This is a genomic window from Streptomyces sp. NPDC055025 (assembly GCF_053608565.1).
Genome location: NZ_JBSGVS010000031.1, coordinates 14,840 through 34,080 on the forward strand (window position 1 = coordinate 14,840; position 19,241 = coordinate 34,080).

18 protein-coding genes are annotated in these 19,241 nt (G+C 69.2%); 6 read left to right on the forward strand and 12 right to left on the reverse strand.

Annotation, left to right across the window (positions count from 1 at the left end):
* The first annotated feature begins 42 nt into the window (after positions 1-42).
* From dnaB to ACWGDX_RS20045, 3 genes are all read left to right on the forward strand, one after another.
* Entirely contained in the window at positions 43-1,521 is a 1,479-nt protein-coding gene (gene dnaB, locus ACWGDX_RS20035; protein WP_453627298.1) for a replicative DNA helicase, read from the forward strand.
* A 144-nt stretch (positions 1,522-1,665) separates the two neighbouring features.
* Positions 1,666-2,166: a TnsA-like heteromeric transposase endonuclease subunit gene (locus tag ACWGDX_RS20040; RefSeq protein WP_453627399.1), complete on the forward strand. Its 501-nt coding sequence runs from the start codon at positions 1,666-1,668 to the stop codon at positions 2,164-2,166.
* Positions 2,167-2,227: 61 nt separating this feature from the next.
* Entirely contained in the window at positions 2,228-2,944 is a 717-nt protein-coding gene (locus ACWGDX_RS20045; protein ID WP_453627300.1) for a LysR family transcriptional regulator, read from the forward strand.
* Between the two features lie 9 nt (positions 2,945-2,953).
* Here ACWGDX_RS20045 and ACWGDX_RS20050 read toward each other — a convergent pair whose 3' ends face one another.
* The 8 genes from ACWGDX_RS20050 to ACWGDX_RS20085 form a co-directional block, all read right to left on the reverse strand.
* Entirely contained in the window at positions 2,954-3,301 is a 348-nt protein-coding gene (locus ACWGDX_RS20050; protein ID WP_453627302.1) for a hypothetical protein, read from the reverse strand.
* A 137-nt stretch (positions 3,302-3,438) separates the two neighbouring features.
* Entirely contained in the window at positions 3,439-4,941 is a 1,503-nt protein-coding gene (locus ACWGDX_RS20055) for a S1 RNA-binding domain-containing protein (RefSeq protein ID WP_453627304.1), read from the reverse strand.
* A 291-nt stretch (positions 4,942-5,232) separates the two neighbouring features.
* On the reverse strand, positions 5,233-5,796 hold the full coding sequence (locus tag ACWGDX_RS20060) for a dihydrofolate reductase family protein (RefSeq protein ID WP_453627306.1): 564 nt from the start codon (positions 5,794-5,796) through the stop codon (positions 5,233-5,235).
* 132 nt (positions 5,797-5,928) lie between these two features.
* Positions 5,929-7,374: an FG-GAP-like repeat-containing protein gene (locus ACWGDX_RS20065; protein WP_453627308.1), complete on the reverse strand. Its 1,446-nt coding sequence runs from the start codon at positions 7,372-7,374 to the stop codon at positions 5,929-5,931.
* Positions 7,371-8,801, reverse strand: a complete 1,431-nt coding sequence (locus ACWGDX_RS20070; protein ID WP_453627310.1) for an FG-GAP-like repeat-containing protein — start codon at positions 8,799-8,801, stop codon at positions 7,371-7,373. The genes ACWGDX_RS20065 and ACWGDX_RS20070 overlap by 4 nt, the downstream gene beginning before the upstream one ends.
* 474 nt (positions 8,802-9,275) lie before the next feature.
* A complete protein-coding gene (locus tag ACWGDX_RS20075; protein WP_453627312.1) occupies positions 9,276-9,911 on the reverse strand; it encodes a DUF6875 domain-containing protein in 636 nt (211 codons plus the stop codon).
* On the reverse strand, positions 9,908-10,528 hold the full coding sequence (locus ACWGDX_RS20080) for a hypothetical protein (RefSeq protein ID WP_453627313.1): 621 nt from the start codon (positions 10,526-10,528) through the stop codon (positions 9,908-9,910). Before ACWGDX_RS20080 ends, ACWGDX_RS20075 begins: the two co-directional genes overlap by 4 nt.
* Before the next feature lie 35 nt (positions 10,529-10,563).
* On the reverse strand, positions 10,564-11,952 hold the full coding sequence (locus ACWGDX_RS20085) for a pyridoxal phosphate-dependent decarboxylase family protein (protein WP_453627315.1): 1,389 nt from the start codon (positions 11,950-11,952) through the stop codon (positions 10,564-10,566).
* A 196-nt stretch (positions 11,953-12,148) separates the two neighbouring features.
* On the opposite strand from ACWGDX_RS20085, the gene ACWGDX_RS20090 reads away from it, so the two are divergent.
* Complete coding sequence (locus ACWGDX_RS20090) at positions 12,149-13,597, forward strand: serine hydrolase domain-containing protein (RefSeq protein WP_453627317.1); 1,449 nt, start codon at positions 12,149-12,151, stop codon at positions 13,595-13,597.
* Positions 13,598-13,698: 101 nt separating this feature from the next.
* Here the strand turns inward: ACWGDX_RS20090 and ACWGDX_RS20095 are convergent, their stop codons facing one another.
* Genes ACWGDX_RS20095 through ACWGDX_RS20105 form a run of 3 tightly spaced genes read right to left on the reverse strand, consistent with a single transcriptional unit; the run spans position 13,699 to position 15,626 of the window.
* Positions 13,699-14,151, reverse strand: a complete 453-nt coding sequence (locus ACWGDX_RS20095) for an N-acetyltransferase family protein (protein WP_453627319.1) — start codon at positions 14,149-14,151, stop codon at positions 13,699-13,701.
* A 60-nt stretch (positions 14,152-14,211) separates the two neighbouring features.
* Positions 14,212-15,093, reverse strand: a complete 882-nt coding sequence (locus tag ACWGDX_RS20100) for a GNAT family N-acetyltransferase (protein WP_453627321.1) — start codon at positions 15,091-15,093, stop codon at positions 14,212-14,214.
* 5 nt (positions 15,094-15,098) lie between these two features.
* On the reverse strand, positions 15,099-15,626 hold the full coding sequence (locus tag ACWGDX_RS20105) for a DUF2269 domain-containing protein (RefSeq protein ID WP_453627323.1): 528 nt from the start codon (positions 15,624-15,626) through the stop codon (positions 15,099-15,101).
* A 76-nt stretch (positions 15,627-15,702) separates the two neighbouring features.
* On the opposite strand from ACWGDX_RS20105, the gene ACWGDX_RS20110 reads away from it, so the two are divergent.
* Positions 15,703-16,344, forward strand: a complete 642-nt coding sequence (locus tag ACWGDX_RS20110) for an HAD family hydrolase (protein WP_453627325.1) — start codon at positions 15,703-15,705, stop codon at positions 16,342-16,344.
* 470 nt (positions 16,345-16,814) lie between these two features.
* Positions 16,815-18,659 (forward strand): globin domain-containing protein, encoded by a 1,845-nt coding sequence (locus tag ACWGDX_RS20115; protein ID WP_453627327.1) that lies wholly within the window; start codon positions 16,815-16,817, stop codon positions 18,657-18,659.
* A 92-nt stretch (positions 18,660-18,751) separates the two neighbouring features.
* Here ACWGDX_RS20115 and ACWGDX_RS20120 read toward each other — a convergent pair whose 3' ends face one another.
* Complete coding sequence (locus ACWGDX_RS20120; protein ID WP_363082763.1) at positions 18,752-19,231, reverse strand: NUDIX hydrolase; 480 nt, start codon at positions 19,229-19,231, stop codon at positions 18,752-18,754.
* Positions 19,232-19,241: the final 10 nt, after the last annotated feature.

The following is a 19,241-nucleotide window of genomic DNA, read 5'->3' on the forward strand; positions in this document are numbered from 1 at the left end:
TGGCATGGCGAGGTCCGCGGCGCGGACGTGAGGAGGTGGCCGGTGAGCATTCCCGAGCCATTGGACGACCCTTGGACCGATGCCGGTCCCAGTGACCGTCCGCCTGTCTCCCGGCAGCGCCGTGGTGAGGGCCGGGGCCGCGACGAGCAGCACGAGCGCGGGCGTGACACCGGGGTCTGGGACGGCGGATCCACGGGCTTCGAGCGGGTTCCGCCGCAGGATCTCGACGCCGAGCAGTCCGTCCTCGGCGGCATGCTGCTGTCCAAGGACGCCATCGCCGATGTCGTGGAGATCATCAAGGGGCATGACTTCTACCGCCCCGCGCACGAGACCGTCTTCCAGGCCGTCCTCGACCTCTACGCGAAGGGCGAGCCGGCCGACCCGATCACGGTGGCGGCCGAGCTGACCCGGCGCGGGGAGATCACCCGCGTCGGCGGGGCCTCGTATCTGCACACACTCGTCCAGTCGGTGCCGACCGCGGCCAACGCGTCGTACTACGCGGAGATCGTCCATGAGCGGGCGGTGCTGCGCCGGCTGGTCGAGGCGGGCACCAAGATCACACAGATGGGATACGCGGCCGACGGCGATGTCGACGAGATCGTCAACTCCGCCCAGGCCGAGATCTATGCCGTCACCGAGCAGCGGACCAGCGAGGACTATCTGCCGCTCGGCGACATCATGGAGGGCGCGCTCGACGAGATCGAGGCCATCGGTTCCCGCAGCGGGGAGATGACGGGTGTGCCGACGGGGTTCACGGACTTCGACTCCCTCACCAACGGCCTGCACCCCGGCCAGATGATCGTCATCGCCGCCCGTCCCGCGATGGGCAAGTCCACGCTCGCGCTGGACTTCGCCCGTGCCGCGTCCATCAAGAACAATCTGCCCAGCGTGATCTTCTCGCTCGAAATGGGCCGCAACGAGATCGCGATGCGTCTGCTGTCGGCCGAGGCCCGAGTGGCGCTGCACCATATGCGCTCCGGCACGATGACGGACGAGGACTGGACCAGACTGGCCCGCCGTATGCCGGACGTGTCCCAGGCCCCGCTCTACATCGACGACTCGCCGAATCTCTCGATGATGGAGATCCGGGCCAAGTGCCGTCGCCTCAAGCAGCGCAACGACCTCAAGCTGGTGGTCATCGACTATCTCCAGCTGATGCAGTCCGGCGGCTCGAAGCGCGCCGAGAGCCGCCAGCAGGAGGTCTCGGACATGTCGCGAAACCTCAAGCTCCTCGCCAAGGAGCTGGAGCTGCCGGTCATCGCGCTGTCACAGCTCAACCGTGGCCCCGAGCAGCGTACGGACAAGAAACCGATGGTCTCCGACCTGCGTGAATCGGGCTCCATCGAGCAGGACGCGGACATGGTGATCCTGCTGCACCGCGAGGACGCCTACGAGAAGGAGTCCCCCCGCGCGGGCGAGGCCGACCTGATCGTGGCCAAGCACCGTAACGGCCCGACAGCCACGATCACCGTGGCCTTCCAGGGCCACTACTCCCGCTTCGTGGACATGGCGCAGACCTGACGCCGGAGTGTCGGGTCTCAGATTTCGTGGCACAGTCTCAGCCGCGATGGCACAACGATGGCGCTTATGCCGCTGTTGTGAGACTCCCTGGTCGGAGCCTTCACTCTTTCGAATGATGGGAATTCTGATCCGGCCCGTCGACTGCTGGTCGCCGATTTCGATCCCGCCGTGCGGTCCATCGTGGCTCAGCCCTTCCTTCTGAAAGCTGAACTGGGTGGGAAGCTCCGGAAGCACATTCCGGACTACCTACTGGTCAGCGATCAGGGGCCGGTGATCGTAGACGTGAAGCCGTTGCGCCGGTTGTCCAAGCCCGAGGTGGCCTTCACCTTCGACTGGACTCGACGAGGAGTTGAGTCGCGGGGATGGCAGTACGAGGTGTGGAGCGAGCCCTCAACGGCACGCCTGGAGAACATCCGTTTCCTTGGCGGTTATCGCAGGGACTGGCTGTTGAGCCCCGATCTCCTGGAAGAACTACTCACCCTTGACCTCGATGGAGTCCCGCTGGGCCAGGTCCCGCTCCGTTTGCCTGCCCATCCGGAACCACTGGTGAGATCGGCGGTCTATCACCTGCTCTGGGCAGGCCGGCTCGTCACCGATCTCGACCAGCCGCTCAGCCCGTCACGGGTGTTGCGGATGGTGTCATGAGCAGGGCCGGGTCGCGGGTCGGGGTCGGTACGCGTTTCCGCTACGACGGGGAGACCGCCGCTTGATCCTGCACGAGCAGCCGGCTCCCGCCCTCCCGCCAACGAAGACTGCGGCCAAGGCCACGGGACACACCCGCTTCAAGGCCCGGTTGAGGGTGCCGAGAGAGTCCTTTACTCGCCTCTACATGGACGAACACCGCTCTCTTCCGCAGATCGCCGAACTCACTGGTTTCTCCCGAAAGGTGCTGACCGAACTCGCCCGCGAGTACGGCGTCCCACTCCGCGGTGCCCAGGACTACCAGCGCCGTGGAACCGTCGACCGGGACTGGCTGTTCGAACAGTACGTAGTTCGCCTGCGGACTCTGCCCGACCTCGCGCGGGAGAAGGGCATGAGCACCGCGAACATGTCCCGAGGGGCCCACACCCACAACGTCCCGCTTCGGGCGCGTGGCGGAGGGAGCCACGACACAGCTCTCGGACTCCCCGACAAGGCCTCCCAAACCCTGTCCATCCTGCGGAAAGCTCTCACCAGCCCCGACGCCTGGCAGCGACTCGATCGCTTCCTGGCTGTCATCGCCCATCCGACGATGCGCGAGGCTGCCGGAGCCCTCGGGATCAACCAGTCGGCGCTGGTTACGCAGATCAATCGTCTCGAACAGGACCTCGGGCTAACCCTGTTTGAGCGCGCCGAACGCGGCCGTCCGATGAAGCTGACACCGATCGGCAGGAAGGTGGCCACCGCAGCACGGAATGTTCGGCAGCGGGAGCCGACCACGTGACGTCAGGTCTCAGGGCACGATGGGCTCTGCCCATGCGGTGAGCGTGAAGACCGGGTAGGACGCTACGGGCTGGTTCTGGACGACCGTGTTCGCGACGAAGGCTCCAACATGCCTGTCAGGGACGTTTATCGCGCGACCACGGCTTCGCGGTCCTACACGGATCAGATAGCGGAGTCCCTCGATCTCGACGACTCCGCACTCGCCGGCTGACCAGTCGGTGGGCTCGCCCACCTGCTCGACCTGCCAGCCGGCCTTCCGCGCCGTGTGGATCCAAAAACCCAGGACCTGCTCTCGATCACTCGCGACTGCCTGACTCGGGCGCGTAATGATCTGAACCGGATCGAGAAGCTGTTCCATTGTTATCCCACCCTTCGGCGACCGCCTGTGATCATCCCATCCGAGTCACGGCTTGCGATCGTTGGTCCCGTCCCGACCGTGTGGCCCACAAAGTACCGACTCTGCGTCCTGATCCCGGATTGGTGCTCCTAGGGCAATCAATCAGAGCACGGTTCTGACGCAGCTTGTCTGTGTGAGAGCGTGATGCGGCGTCTGACAGTGTCGATCTCCAAGACCTTTACCAGGAGAGAGTCACCCACCTGGAGGCCGAGCTGAGGGGTGTCCGGGTTGCTGGCGGTCAGTTCGGAATTGTGCACCAGACCCTCCAGACCGTTCTCTACGTCTTCAATGCGAACGAACACTCCGAAGGGCACGATCCTGGTGACGTGACCCATGATTGTCCGGCCGACCTGCCCGATCAGTAGCGGTATCGGATCTTCGAACAGGGTCCGGAGGGATAGCGCTACACGTTCGCGGATGGGGTCGACGTCGAGGATTTCGGCGTTGACCTCCTGACCAACGGAGACGACGTCGGAGGGGTGGTTGATGTGACGCCATGACAGCTCGGGAATGTTGATCATGGCTTCGAAGCCGCCGATGTCCACGAAGGTGACGCCGAAGCTGGCGATGTGGGTGACCGTGCCGGTGACGATCTCCCCTCTGCGGAGGGTCTTGAGGAAGGCCCAGTTCCGGTCGCTCGGCGTCGGCTCGGTCCGCCAGCGGGCCCGAACCACACCGTCGCTGTCAGGCATGACAGCGGTGAACAGTGGCGCCCGGTCATCGGCATACACGGACAGGAGTGCTGCGGCCTCGGCGCCGGATATTCGGGCAGTCAGCTCCGGGAACTCGTCGTCGTCGGCGACAGCGCTGTGGATCCGGCCGTCTTTGTCCTGCCAGACGCCTTCGATGAGACCGTCGGCGGGGAGTGCGCCGAGGACCTCGTTGATGTCGGAGGACAGGTTCGGCCACACGGCCAGACGGGCACGGGGGGCGAGGCCGGCGCGAACCGTGTCGATGGTGTCGCGGGTGAGGCGGTGCCATCGAGAGGTGTTTTGGAGGTGCATCTCTTCCAGGAGTCCTGCACGGTCGGCTGCGACGGCCCAGTGCAGACCGGCCCAGAATTCGTCGTCGCCAGGCCGCTGGACGTCTTCTTGGGTCTCCATGCCGTAGGGAGAGGCGTCCAGGCGTTCGGGGAACAGCCCCAGCGTGCGGGTTCGGGTGAGTGCCTCTTCGCAGGGTTGGACGCTGCCGATGTATAGGTACTGGTCCCATCCCACGTGGACCGCGAAAGTGCCTTCCTCTTCCAGTCGGCACCAGGCGCCGTTGTCGCGCAACATGGCTCGCACCAGCTCCAGCCCGACATCGAGCGGCACCTCTGCCCCGTCGTAAAAGCCGGTTGGGTCAGCGGGGAAGAGTCCGTCCAGCCCAAAGCCGTCCACCGGAGGCTCTATGCCGAAGTGTGCCAGGGACGGGATCTGCGGTTCCCGTACGACCAGGTGATCGACGCCGGTGTCCCTGGCGAAGGCCGCGACCGCCTGAAGATAGGACGCCTCGACCTCACCATGGTCGCTGAAGACGTCCTCGGAGCCGGTGTAATGCCCGTGTTCGTCCCGGTCGGCGGGGTTGTACTTGGTGACGCGGTAGACGTAGGGGAGCTGCACCTCCCCATCATCCGGCACCCTCCTGCCACCCCGGGGAGGAAATGCCATGGGAGCTGAGACGGAGGCGTGGGACATCGCCCTGAGACAAGTTAAGAACCTGCTGTTCACAGCTCCGCTCGATGTCACGAGCCGCGAGACCCTACAAGTTTGTAGGGTCGCAAAAGCCTTGGCCGAGTCTCAGGGCAGTTGGCAGATGGATGGCAGAAATGCCACTGCCATGAGACTCGCCGTTCAAGGGCTTCACTCGTCTGGGTGGCTTGGGTGGTAGTCCAGGTCACCCAGGACGGGCGCTCAGCGCCTCGTCTCGTACCTGGTCAGGATCGCGCCGCCGGGAAGTGTCCGCGTCTCCACCAGGTTGAGGTTCACCCAGTTGTCCAGCGCGGTGAAGAACGGCGTGCCGCTGCCCACCAGGACCGGCGCGGTGGCCAGCACGTACTCGTCGATCAGCCCGGCCCGCATGGCCGCCCCGGCGAGCGTCGCGCCGCCGATGTCCATCGGGCCGTCGTCCTCGGCCTTGAGCCGGGTGATCTCGGCGACCGCGTCGCCGGTGACCAGGCGGGTGTTCCAGTCGACCTTGTCGATCGTCGAGGAGAACACCACCTTCGACATGTCCCGCCAGCGGCGCGCGAACTCGATCTCCGCCGGGGTGGCGTTGGGCTGCTGGTCGCCGGTCGGCCAGTAGGAGCTCATCGTCTGCCACAGCTTGCGCCCGTACAGCGTCAGGTCGGTCGCCTGCAACTGGTCGGACCAGAACTGGAACAGCTCGTCGCTCGGCGCGCTCCAGCCGATGTCGTCGCCGGGCGCGGCGATGTAGCCGTCCAGGGTCAGGTTCATGCCGTAGATCAGTTTCCGCATGGCGCCAGCCTTCCGTGAGTCGGTCTCACGTGTACAGACCGGCGCGGCGCGGGAAACTCATCGGTGCGCGATCTGCGCTCGCATGTAGTCCTCGTGCTCGGTGGCTCAGCCGCGCCGGGCGAGGCGGGTGGGTCAGTTGCCGAGGGCGGATCCGTAGCCCGGTGTGCCGGAGGTGGTGATGCCGGTGGACGACGGGCCGAAGCTCACGGCGCCGGTGGTCGCCGGGCCGGTGGGTGTGCCGCGCAGCGACCACACCGCGCCGTCGCCCGAGTTCTCGCCCGGCGCCGACACGGACAGCTCGGCGCGCCGGTCGCCGGAGTGGTCCAGCAGGGATGTGCGGCCACCGAAGCGGTCGGACTTCTCCTCGGTGTCCGGGATGCCCGCCGTGTTCTGGGTGTACGTCGTGGCGCCCTTGGTGGTGAGGCCGGCGGCCGAGCCGTACAGGACGGTGACCGAGCCGGTCGTCGCGGCGGCGCCGGTCGACTCGCCGGACGCGCCGATGGCGAGGTCGGGGTACCCGTCGCCGTTGATGTCGCCGAGCGAGACCGCGGAGCCGAAGGCGTCGCCGGTCTCGGCGGTGCCGGGTACGCCCGGGGTGTCCTGGGTGACGGCGAGCGGGGCGCGGCGGGTGTCCACGCCGTCCGGGCCGCCGTAGCGGATGGTGACCCTGCCGCCCTTCGCGCCCGCCGGGTCGGTGGAGGTCTCGCGGTGGTTGCCGACCGCGATGTCCGCGTAGCCGTCGCCGTCGATGTCGCCGACGGCGGAGACGTAACCGCTGGGCATGTACAGCAGCCAGTCGACGAAGTTGCCGATGCGGCCGTCCACCAGGGTGGTGACCGCGTCGTCGGTGCCCTCTTGGCGCCCGTGCACGATCAGACCGGCGAACCCGCGGCCGGTGACGTCTCCGGCGGAGAGGTACTCGATGCCGTAGGACTCCGAGTAGGGGCGGGCGGTGGCGGAGAAGGAGCCGCCGTTGCCGCCGCCGAAGGCGCCGGTCCTGGTGAAGGGGCCGGACACGAAGTTGAGGCCGAAGAATCCGGTCGAGCCGGTCGCGATCTCGGGCATTCCGTCGCCGGTGAAGTCGCCGGCCGCCACCGCCTTGCCGTAGCGGTCGTTCTCGCGCTGGTTGTGGTTGACGAGCGTACGGCCGCCGGACAGGCCGGACTTGGAGCCCCAGACGATGACGATCGTCCCGTCGTTGGTGTCGCCGTCGACGTCCTCGCCGGGGGCGCCGACGACGAGGTCGGCGTAGCCGTCGCGGTTCAGGTCGGCGGAGGCGAGGGAGGAGCCGAAGGCGTCGTCGGTCTCGGCGGTGTCGGGGATGGCGGCCGAGTTCTGGGTGATCAGCTTGTACGAGGACGGCTTGAGCCCGCTCGCGCCGCCGTACACGACGGACACCGCACCGGCCCGCGCCTTGCCGCCGACGGTGGCCGCGGGCGCGCCGATCGCGAGGTCGGCCCGGCCGTCGCCGTTGAAGTCGTACGGCTTCGCCGGTGTGGCCGCCTGTGCGGCGGGGGCGGTGAGGGCGAGCGGGGTGAGGGAGGCCGCGAGCAGGACGGCCAGTCGGCGGTAGGTCACTGGGCGATCACCCAGCCGAAGCCGGCGCCGTCCTTGAGGGAGACATCGCGCGCGGTGAAGGACTTGGCGCCGGTGGTGGTGAGGCCGGAGGCGCTGCCGCGCAGGACGGTGACCGCGCCGTAGCCGTTCTCCCCGCCGGCGCCGACGACCAGATCGGCCTTGCCGTCCTTGTCGAGGTCGGTCAGGCGGAGCGACTGGCCGAAGGCGTCGTAGGACTCGTCGGTGCCCGGGACGCCCGCGCTGTTCTGTGTGTACGTCTTGGCGCCCGAGCCCTTGAGTCCGGTGGCCGAGCCGAACAGGATCGTCACGGAACCCGAGTCCCTGGCCTTGCCGTTGTCCTCGCCGACTACACCCACGGCGACGTCGGCGTACTTGTCGCCGTTGATGTCGCCGACGGCCAGCGCCGAGCCGAAGAGGTCCTCGGTCTCGCCGGTGCCGGGCACGCCCGCCGTGTCCTGGTGGACGACGGTCGGCTTCTGCGCCGGGGCGGGACCGTTCGGGCCGCCGTACCAGACGGTGATCTGGCCGCCCTTGTGACCGGCCTTCTTGGCGCTGCGCGGGTCCTCGTGGTCGCCGAGGACGAGGTCGCCGTAGCCGTCGCCGTTGATGTCGCCGACGGCGCCCTGGTGCCCGTCGGCCCCGGGCAGCCGGGTCTGCGCGTAGTCCGACTCGGGGTGGGACTCGTCGCCCGGGTCGTGGCTGAAGTAGCGGATGTCGCCGCCCTCGTCGCCGTCGACGGCGAACGGATAGACACGCTCGGCCGCGCGGTCGCTGTTCAGGTTGCCCGCGATCACCTCGTACGTCGAGCCGAGCTCGTCCACGCCGGTCAGGCTCACGGGCTTGCCGTTGCGGGCGAAGGGGCCCCTGTACAGACCGGTGCGGCTCTGGCCGGTGATGGTGACGTCCGTCTTGCCGTCGCCGTCGAAGTCGCCGGTCGCGACGCCGGAGGAGTAGCCGCCCCACTCGGTGAGGCCGGAGGGCGACGGCAGGGCCGAGCCGCCGGTCAGGCCGGACTTGCCGCCCCAGATGACCGTGGCGGAGCCGACGCCGTCGCGGTCGCCGACGCTCTCGAACTGGGCGCCGACGACGAGGTCCGCGTAACCGTCGGCGTTCAGGTCGCCGGCGGCGAGGCTGCTGCCGAAGCGGTCGCCGTCCCTGGCGGTGCCGGGGACGCCGACGGAGTTCTGGGTGATCACGGTCTTCTTGGCGGCCGAGACGCCGGAGCGCGAGCCGTACAGGACGACGACGGCACCGGCGTTCGGCACGGAGCCGACCTGGGCGGTGAACGCGCCGATGGCGACATCGCGGTAGCCGTCGCCGTTGAAGTCGCCGGCCTGCCCGGAGGGGGCGGCGGTCGCGGTGCCGGGCAGGGCGGTGAGCAGACCGGTGGTCAGGGTGGCGGCCAGCAGGAGGGTGCTTCTGCGCAAGGGGGCTCCAGGCAGGGGAGGCGAGGGTGCGCCGGGTACGGAGGGTATGGCGGTGTTGCGGGTGTGGCGGTGTGGCGGTGGGGCGGTGGGGCGGTGTTGCGGGTGTGGCCCCTACGAGGGCGGAGCGGATCGTAGGGGCTGCTGTGCGCGGGCTCTCCCGCGGTACGCGGAGGAAGCCGGCGATCAGGAGACCGCCACCCGGGCGCGGGGGTTGTACGTGCGGCCGGTGAATTTTTGAGTCGCCTGTGACAGGGAGGGAGTCCGCGGGGCCGGTATCAGCCGCACCTGGCTCTGAACCGCACCAACCTCTGAACCGCACCGGCCTCTGGACCGGTACGGGCCGCCGCGCGGTGGGCGCCCCTCCGACGGAGGACGCCCGTCCCCAGGAGCTGGGGACGGGCGCCGGGCTTTCCGGGGTGCGTGGCGGGCGGGTGGTGAGGGGCGGGGGCCGTGGCTCAGGACACCACGCGTCGCTCAGGACACCACGCGGCTGACCAACTGGCCGCGGACCCGGGCCGGGATGTCCGGGGCGAACCGGCGCAGATAGTGGTCCATGTGCGTATCGTCGCCGAGCAGGAAGGGCAGGTCGAAGACGAGGAGCTTACGGACCGCGAGCAGCGGCACGGGAGCCCGCAGGGGACGGAACAGGGAGTTCCACAGGCCCGGTTCCTCGCACACCGGATGGAACTGCCCGATCATCAGGCCGTCGGCCACGAACTCGTCCTTGGCCTTGCGCTGGAGCTCGTCCAGTTCGCCCGAGTCCGTCGGGTCGAAGCCCGGCAGCACCAGCAGCAGGGTCAGCAGCTCCTGGTCCTCCTCGTCCAGGTCGGCCGAGAGCTTCTCGTACCAGGCACGCAGCGAGCCGACGGCCGAGGACAGATCCGCGCCCTCCGTCCCGGCCGGCACCGCGAGATGGAAGAGCTGCTTGCGCAGCGACGGCTGGGTGTACGGGCACACCGGGCCGCTCCGACCCAGCTCGGGATGGCCGGACACCAGGAAGTCGCCGCTCCACTCCAGGACCGCGCGCAGATGCGGAAGATGCCGCCCCGGCACCTCGCCGCGCGCCACCTCGGCCGCGGTCCAGAAGTGGATGTGCCTGTCGCCCCTCACCGCGGGTCCCGCCAGAGCGGACGCAGCGACGGACCGCCGTTCGGCAGCGTGATGTCGCCGCCGAGCGGAACGAAACCCTGCCGGAGGCAGAGCGTCTCGCCACCGGGTGAACTGGCCTCCGCGTACGCCGGGTGGCCCTCCCGGTCGGCGCGGTCGATGAGCTCCTGGAGCAGAACGGAGAGCAGGCCGTTCCGCTGCCGTTCGGGGCGGACCGCCCCGAACGACGCGTAGTAGTGCGGGGGGCCGGCCGGATGGCGCTCGGCCTGGAGCCCGACGATGGTCCCCAGCGCCTCGGCGTACTCACCGAGGGCGTCGGTGAACCGCTCTTCCAGCTCGTCCCCGCGCGCGTCCACCTCCTTCGAGGCCCCTGGCGGCAGAAACAGCATCACCGCGTCGCCGCAGGGGGAGAGGGCCACTCCGTCGTAGTCGTGCGAGACGTCGACGAAGACACGGAACAGGCCGGGCAGCAGTTCCGCCCGGGTCCGGCTGTCCGGAATGATCCAGCGGGTCAGTGGATCGTCGTGGAAGGCCGCGGCCAGCAGCGCGGCCAGCTCATCGGTGTCCGGCCTGGCAGGACGGCGCAGAACACCACGCGGCGGACTTTCGAACGTGGACAACGATTCCCTCCGGAAGGCGGTGCGGGGGCCGTGCGCTACCGCTCCTCGCCGCGGACGGCGAGTTGCTCCACCCGGGCGTGCAGGCGGTCGAGATAGTGCTCGGCCTCCGGCTTGATCAGGACACTGCGCATTACCCGTGCCGCATCGGCGTCGCGGATGATCCGCGGATGCCGGCGTACGAACGCCTCGGCGTCCGTACGGAGCACACTCAGGAAGACCGGCTCCTTGTGAGCGGTCATGCCGCCTTGCAGCAGTCGTCCGGACGCCGCGTCGACGGCGGACAGGGAGGCCGGCCGGGTCGCCGGGAAGTAGGTGACGATGTCGAGATCGGGCCGCTGGTACAGCTCCAGGGCGTCCGACGCCTCCAGCAGATCCGCCCACCGCAGCGCCGCGCGACGGTTGGCCGCGAGGATCGCCCCGAATCCGTCCGGGGTCAGCGGGAGGAGCTGAAGGGTCAGCCACAGTCCTGCGGCGGCGGCTCCGGCCCGTGAGCACTCCAGGCTGATCTCGCCCAGATGCACCTCGGCGTCGGTGAAGTAGGTGTAGGGCGAGTCGTGCGCGAAGTGCCGGCCGGCTCGCGGGTCGGGGAACAGCACCGCCCCGCAGCCGTAGGGCTGAAGCCCGTGCTTGTGCGGGTCCACCACGATCGAGTCGCACTCCGCCAGCGCCCGCCAGGGCCTCGGGTCGATCCCTTCGGGCGTGTCCGCCCGCTCGTCCGCCCGTCCGAGCAGCGCGTAGAAGCCGCCGTACGCCGCGTCGACATGCACCCGGGCCCCGTACCGCCGGGCCAGGGGCAGCACCTCGTGCACCGGGTCCACGGCCCCCAGCCCCGTGGTGCCCGTCGTCACCACCACCGTGCCGACCCGGCCCGTCTTCAGCAGGCTCTCCAGGGCGTCCAGATCGATGCGGCCGTATGTGTCGACCGCCACCCGGTGGCCCTCGACGCCCAGTACCTCGCACATCCGCTCATGCGTGTAGTGGCACTCCGAGCTGTAGGCCACCCCGCGGTCCGGATGCAGTCTGCGGGCCACGTACAGCGCTTCGAGGTTCGCCATCGTGCCGCTCGTCGTCAGATGCCCGACATGCGCGGGCAGACCGAACATCCCGGCCAGCGCGGCGACGCACTCGCGCTCCATCTCCGTGGTCGCGGGGCCGCCCTCCGCCGCGTGGTTGTTGGGGTTGAACAGCATCGCCGTGAGATAACCGACGACGGCGGCGGGATGCGGCGGCTTCACCATCTGCCCGGCGTAACGGGGATGGAAGAACGGGTAGTTGTCCTCCATCCGCTTGGCGAACCGCTCGAACGCGTCGGCGAACGCCTCGTCACCGACCTGGTGCGCGGTATGCGCCTCGAAGGGACCGAACCGCTCGCCCCATTGCTCGGCCACATCCACCGCGCGCGGCAGCCAGTAGCGAAGATCCACGGTCAGCCTTCCCCGGGCATACGACTTGGACGTACGACTCGGACGTACGTAGGAGTACGTATACGGGCCGGCCCGCAAGCCCCGCGCAACGCGCGTCGACTCGTCCGGTATCGGCTCTTCGGGGCTGGGCGGAGGGCTCTTCGGCGCCGGGTGAAATGAAGTCGACTCCATCGGACGGCACCGGTAGATGTGGTCCATGACATCACCCTTCGAAGAACTGCTGCCCGGCACCCGGCGGGCCCTGCTGCACCGCATCGCCCTCGCACAGACGGAGGGGCGCGCGCCCTCACTGGTCGCGGCGGTGGCACGCGAGGGACGGATGGTCTGGACGGGTTCCCGTAGCTGTGTGGACGGGCACGCCCCGGACGCCGACACCCAGTACCGCGTCGGGTCGATCACCAAGACCTTCACCGCCGTTCTGGTACTGCGGCTGCGCGACGAGGGACTCCTCGATCTCCGTGACCCCCTGGAGAAGCACCTCCCGGATGCGGGCGCCCGCATCAGCACGGGCACGGGCAGCGGTACGGGAGCCGGTGAGGGCGCCGGCAGGGGCACCCGTGTGGGAGAGGTCACCATCGCCCAGCTTCTCGACCACACCGCGGGACTGGCCGCCGAGAGCCCGGCGCCCTGGTGGGAGCGGACACCGGGCACGGTGCGCCCGGAACTCTCCGACGTCCTCGGCGAGCGGCCCGTACTCCACCCCGCGGGGCGCCGTCACCACTACTCCAACCCGGGTTACACCCTGCTCGGTTCGCTGATCGAGGCGGTGCGGGGCGCGTCCTGGGAAGAGGTGCTGCGGCGGGAGATTCTGGAGCCGCTGGGCATGGACCGTACGACCACACAGCCTGTGGCCCCGCACGCCGGAGGCTGGGCCGTGCATCCGTGGGCGGACGTGATGCTTCCCGAGCCCGCCATGGACCTCGGGTTGATGGCCCCTGCCGGTCAGCTCTGGTCGACCGCGACCGATCTCTGCCGGTTCGCGGGGTTTCTCGCCGAGGGCGATGCGAAGGTCCTGAGTCCGAAGTCCGTACGGGAGATGCGGACACCGTCCGCCCCACCGGAGGCCGGCCAGTGGGACGGCGGCTATGGGCTCGGTATGCAGTTGGCCCGTCAGAGCGGTCGTGGCCTGGCTGGGCATACGGGCTCGCTGCCCGGCTTTCTCGCCGCCCTCTGGGTCGGTGTGGAGGACGGGGTGGCGGCGGTGGTGCTCGCCAATGCCACCTCGGGACCGCTGACCGGGATGGTCGCGGCGGATCTCATCGGGATCGTGGCGGATGCCGAGCCACGGATCCCCGAGCCCTGGCGTCCGCTGCCGGAAGCCGATCAGCGGCTGCTGGAGCTGACTGGACCGTGGTACTGGGGTACCCATGCCTTCGGACTGAAGCTGGTGGCGGAGCGAGGCGTGGAGCTGCATCCGCTGCGCGGCGGTGGACGAGGCTCACGTTTTGTCGTACAGCCGGACGGCACCTGGGTGGGGCTCGACGGCTATTACGCGGGGGAGACCCTGCGGGTGGTGCGTCGGGCGGATGGTTCGGCGGACCATCTCGACCTCGGTTCGTTTGTCTTTACCCGTCAGCCGTATGACCCCGAGGCGGATGTGCCCGGCGGCGTGGACAAGGGAGGCTGGCGCGGGGTGACGCCGTGAAACAAGCCGGATGTTTCACGTGAAACAGGCGACGGCGGGTGTTCCGGCGTATGGCGGACTCCCCGGACGATCTAGGCCCTCCGACTCCTTGGTGCCGTCCGTCAGAGCTGGAGCTTGAAGCCCACATGGGAGGCGCTGAAGCCCAGCCGCTCGTAGAAGCGGTGGGCATCGATGCGGCTCGCGTCGGAGGTGAGCTGGACCAGCTGGCAGCCCTGGCGGCGGGATTCATCGATCGCCCACTCGATGAACCGGGTGCCGAGTCCGCTGCCGCGTTCATCGGCATGGACCCGTACGCCCTCGATGATCGAGCGGAGGGCACCACGGCGGGAGAGTCCGGGAACGATGGTGAGCTGGAGCGTCCCGACCACCCGGCGCTCGCGCACGGCCACCATCATCCGCTGGTTCGGGTCGCGGGCCAGGTGCTCATAGGCCGCGATATACGGGGTGAGGTCGTCCGGGGACTCACGCTGGGCGCCCAGCGGGTCGTCCGCGAGCATCGCCACGATGGCGGGGAGGTCGTCAGGGGTCGCGGGCCGAATCTCCAGGTCGCTCATGATCCGCAGATTACGCCGAAGGGCAGGGCGGAGAGTGCCGAAGCCGGGCCGGCAGGCGAGTCAGCCCGTCGCCAGGTTCAGCGGTGCGAACCGTCTGGTCCAGTCACCGGGCAGATCCGGGATGCCATGGACCATTGTCGTGGTGCGGGCCGCCTGTTCCAGACCGTGAACCTTCACCCAGGCCAGCAGTTCTTCATGGCGTGCATCGATCATCGTACGTACCGGCCGTTCGGGGGCGGCGGTCAGTGAGGACACCAGTGAGCAGATCAGCGACTTCGCGGTCGCCGTGTCCGCGGCGACCAGCGGACCGATCACATGCACCTCCGGGGTGGGCCAGGCCGCCGCGTATCCGATGAGCCCGGAGCTGTCCTCCGCGACTCTGAGCCGGTCCGCGAAGGCGGGCAGGCGCGCGATCACATGGGTGCGGTCGGCTCCGAAGACCTCGGTGTCCAGGCGCACGATCGCCGGCAGATCGCCGGCGGCAGCGGGCCGTGTCATCACCGAGGGCGCGGTCTCCGGAGACCGGAAGCGCCCGGCGACCGTCTCGGTCACGCCGATGTCCGTGAAGCCGAGCTGCTGATAGAGCGGTCGGCCGTACTCCGTGGCATGCAGCATCAGCGGGGTGTCCGCGGCCTCACCCAGCACATGGGTCATCAGCCGCCGTCCGAGCCCCTGCCGGTTATGGCGTCCGGCGACCAGCATCATGCCGATGGCCGCGAGACCCCGGCCCCCGCCCGAGGGGTCGTACGAGGTGATCACACAGACGGCCGCCAGGCCCTTGCCCTCGGGATCATCGATGCCGTATGCGGTGCCCGCTGTCAGCAGCAGACCCCATCTGTGCTCCTCCCGGGCCCAGCCGCGGTCCTCGGCGAGATCCGCACAGGAGATGAGGTCGCCCAAGGTCAGACGGCGGATGGGCAGAACGGAGAGTGATGTCGGCATGGGGATCAGGCTGTCGGAGCCGATGATCGTTCGTCCACCGGTTTGCGGGAAGTCGGCAGAGCCCGCAGGCGTCGCCCGAGCCGGGTCAGCCCCCACGGCTTGAGTACCGAGATCGCGGTCATCAGGAGATAGGCGGAGGTGGCCACCGACGGCGCGGCGACCAGGCTGCCGTCGGGTATTCCGGTAGCCGCCGCTTCATGGATGGCCGGCCGCAGGGCCAAGGCCGTGGCACCGAAGGTGATCAGCGTGAGCCAGAACTTGATCCACACCCACCAGTAGCGGGCCAGACCCCAGGGCGTACCGAGTGAGAGCACCAGTCCGCTGATCAGGGCGAGCAGCGCCACCGGAATGATCGGCCAGTCGACCAGGATCCTCATGGCCCGGTAAGCGGTCCAGGTGGTGGCCGGGTCGTCGGTGATGAAGGCGGTCACGCCGAGTGTCAGCAGACCGAGCGTGAGCCCCAGCCAGCCCACGGACGTAGCGACATGGATGACAAGGAGGGCTCGGCGAAGAGGGCGTTTGAGGTGTTTCACGTGAAACACGGTGCCGTCCGGTCGGCGGAAGGGCGTCTGACGAGGGGAGTAACCGCACGTACTAACCTCGGCGTACATGGCGAGCGTACGCAGACTGCATCTCTTCGACCTCGATGGCACACTCATCCGCGGTTCGGCCGCGGCAGTGGAGATCTCCCGGCAGCTCGGGCTGAGCGCCGAGATCGCCAGGCTGGAGGGCGACTTTCTCTCACGGGGGATGGCGCCGGACGAGTTCGCGGTACGGGCGCGGGAGCTATGGGCCGATCTGACCATGGAGCAGGTATCGGCGGCCTTCGAGGGGGCGCCCTGGCTGACCGGAATACGTGAGGTCTGGGCGGATATCCGAAGGCAAGGAGATTACTGTGCCGTTATCTCCCTCTCGCCCGACTTCTTTGTCACACGGCTGCTGGGTTGGGGCGCGCATGCCGCCCATGGTTCACGCTGGCCGGTTCTGCCTTTCACCGAGCCGGTCGACCGGGCGGGCATTCTCAACCCGGCGGCCAAAGTGAAGATCGCGGACCGGCTCTGTGCAGAGTTCGGGGTAAGCCTGGACGACTGCGTTGCGTACGGTGATTCCATGTCGGACGCCGAGATCTTCGCGGCGGTGCCCAGGGCGGTGGCGGTGAATGCCGACCACCATCTCTCGGGGCTTGCCACGCACACGTACAGCGGAGGCGATCTGCGCGAGGCCTATGAACTGGTCTGCCCTACGCGGTGACTCGCGTGCCGCCGACAGTAATACGCTGACCCCGGGGGGCCCCGGGAAGCACGGCTGGAAACCGCGAATGGGCACGGGAGCAAAGCAGCATAACGGTAAATCCGGTGTGGATGGCCGGACTTCACGCTCTTTGTCCCCTCCGTCGCTGTTCCCTGTCATGCTGCGACGGCAGGGACCAGGAGCGTGGCGGAGGCTAATGTGGGAAGCCAACAGTCCTAGTCGAGCGGGGAATTGCTAGCGTATTCCGGACCAGCGGAAGTGCGCAGACCGACCGAAAGATGTTCGAGGCGAGGCACACCATGGACGCTCCGACCACCACGTCGGCCGACAACGGCACTTCCGGAGAGGGCGGAAAGGGCGGTTGGTTCGCCCCCCGCAGGGCGCCGAGCGCCGACGGCCGCGGTGACTCCGGCCCGGCAAGCGGACCTACGGGCGGTGCGGCACAGCCGGCCGGCCGGGAGCGAATACGCATGCCGAGCCGCTCACTCGCCTCCATACGCCCGGTCGGTTCCGGGGCGACGCGTCCCGCGCGCCCGCCGCACGAAGGCCCCGCGGGGCGTGACGCGCGTACGGATACCGTCCCCCGCCCGCCGGCGCCGGTGGACGATGTCCCCGCGGCCTTTCGCCCGCGTGCCAAGGGGGCCCAGAGCGGTGACGGACCGGCCGCGCATCCGCCGGTCCCGGAGGGTCCGGTCACCGCGGCCGACCCGGGCAGCGGGAGAGGACCCGTCTCTCAGGCGGCCGCGGAGGCCGCCGTACGGTCCGCCGTCGGCCGGCCGGAGCCCGTAGGGCCTCCCCAGGCGCACCCCACGGCCGCACAGGAGAACACAGCTCCGCCCGCCGATCCGATGCGGCGGGAGCCGGAAGGGCATCCGGACACGGAGTCGCGCGCAGCCCGACCGGAGGCCGTCAAGACCTCTGCCGCCCAGCCGGAGCCCGTCGAGACCGGCCGCGCCGAGACGGGCGCCACCGGGCCCCGGGTCGCCGCTCCGCTGCCGCAGGAGGTCCCGGTATCGGCCGCGCTGCCTCCGGAGGTCCCGGCCGCGCCCGCCACACAGCCGTCGGTCACCGCGCCCGCCACACAGCCGTCGGCCACCGAGCCTGCCGCACAGCCGTCGGCCACCGCACCTGCCACGCAGCCGTCCGTCGCGGCGCCCGCGGCCTCTCTCTTCCCGGAGGACCGCAACGCGTCCCCCGACGCGATCCTCATCCGTCGCACCCTGGAGGAGGTCGCCCCCATCGCCGACCAGCTCACCTCCTACTTCTACGCGCTGCTCTTCGTCCGCCACCCCGATCTGCGCAATCTGTTCCCCGCGGCCATGGACGCCCAGCGCGACCGCCTCCTCAAGGCGCTGCTCACCGCCGCCGAGCACATGGACACCCCGGATGTCCTGACCGGCTATCTGCGCCAGTTGGGCCGCGGACACCGCAAGTACGGCACCCAGCCGACGCACTATCCGGCCGTGGGAGAGGCCCTGATCGGCGCGCTGACCCGCTACGCGTCCGCCATCTGGGACGAAGAGACCGAGGGCGCCTGGGTCAGGACGTACACGACCATCTCGCAGATCATGATCGACGCCGCCGCCGAGAACGAGCTGCACGCCCCGGCCTGGTGGCAGGCCGAGGTGGTCTCGCACGAGCTGCGCACCGCCGACATCGCCGTCGTCACCGTCCGGCCCGACCAGCCGTACCCCTTTCTCGCGGGGCAGTACACCAGCCTGGAGACGCCGTGGTGGCCCCGGGTCTGGCGGCACTACTCCTTCGCCTCGGCACCGCGCCCGGACGGACTGCTCTCCTTCCATGTCAAGGCCGTCCCGGCGGGCTGGGTCTCCAATGCCCTGGTCCATCGCGCCGGTCCCGGCGATGTGCTCCGTCTCGGCCCGCCGGCCGGCTCGATGACCGTCGACCACAGCAGCCACAACGGGCTGCTCTGTCTGGGCGGAGGGACCGGTATCGCGCCCATCAAGGCGCTTGTCGAGGATGTCGCCGAGCATGGCCACCGGCGCCCGGTCGAGGTCTTCTACGGCGCGCGCAGCGATCAGGATCTGTACGACATCGAGACGATGCTGCGACTGGAGAGTGAGCATTCCTGGCTCTCCGTGCGCCCGGTGGTCGCCGAGGGGCCCACCCTGGGTCTGACGGGGCAGCTCCCCGAGGCGGTGCGTGAGCATGGTCCCTGGCATGAGTACGACGCGTATCTGTCCGGTCCGCCGGGGATGATCCGCAGCGGCCTCGACGCGCTCAAGGGCGCCGGGATCCCGTCCGAGCGGATCCGCCACGACTCTCTCGAAGAGCTGGTGGCCGCCGCCAACTGAGTCCGGCGGAGCCGACCCGCCCCGGGCCCGCACGTCGGCCGCACTCCGTCGGGAGCCGGGAGCCGGCGCCAGGCGGGCCGGGACCGGAATCCTCAGCCGAGATCGGGGGCGTGCATCGCGCGCACGCCCTCGATGTTGCCGTCGAGATAGTGCCGCAGCGAGAGCGGCACGAGATGGACGGCGGCGATCCCGACCCGGCTGAACGGCACCCGGACGATCTCGTACTCGCCGCAGGGCTCGTCCATCTCGGGGCCGTGCCGCAGCGAGATGTCCATCGACTCCAGCCGGCAGACGAAGAAGTGCTGCACCTTGACGCCGGTCACGCCGCCGTCGGCGATATGTTCCACGGTGTCGACGAAGCACGGCACCACGTCGATGATCTTGGCGCCCAGTTCTTCGTGGACTTCACGGTGGAGCGCCTCCACGACGGTGTCGTCCGTCGTCTCGACCCCGCCGCCGGGTGTGATCCAGTAGGGATCCACCCCTGGCTTGGTGCGTTTGATCAGGATCAGGTCGTCGCCGTCGAGCAGGATGGCGCGTGCGGTGCGCTTGACCACGGGCCGTTCGGTCATGGGAAGAGGT

Coding starts and splice junctions, on each gene's coding strand:
- ACWGDX_RS20115 (WP_453627327.1), top strand. CDS start 16,815: ATGCCGAGCCGCTCACTCGCCTCCATACGCCCGGTCGGTTCCGGGGCG.
- ACWGDX_RS20060 (WP_453627306.1), bottom strand. CDS start 5,796: ATGCGGAAACTGATCTACGGCATGAACCTGACCCTGGACGGCTACATC.
- ACWGDX_RS20110 (WP_453627325.1), top strand. CDS start 15,703: ATGGCGAGCGTACGCAGACTGCATCTCTTCGACCTCGATGGCACACTC.
- ACWGDX_RS20120 (WP_363082763.1), bottom strand. CDS start 19,231: ATGACCGAACGGCCCGTGGTCAAGCGCACCGCACGCGCCATCCTGCTC.
- ACWGDX_RS20095 (WP_453627319.1), bottom strand. CDS start 14,151: ATGAGCGACCTGGAGATTCGGCCCGCGACCCCTGACGACCTCCCCGCC.
- ACWGDX_RS20100 (WP_453627321.1), bottom strand. CDS start 15,093: ATGCCGACATCACTCTCCGTTCTGCCCATCCGCCGTCTGACCTTGGGC.
- ACWGDX_RS20050 (WP_453627302.1), bottom strand. CDS start 3,301: ATGGAACAGCTTCTCGATCCGGTTCAGATCATTACGCGCCCGAGTCAG.
- ACWGDX_RS20090 (WP_453627317.1), top strand. CDS start 12,149: ATGACATCACCCTTCGAAGAACTGCTGCCCGGCACCCGGCGGGCCCTG.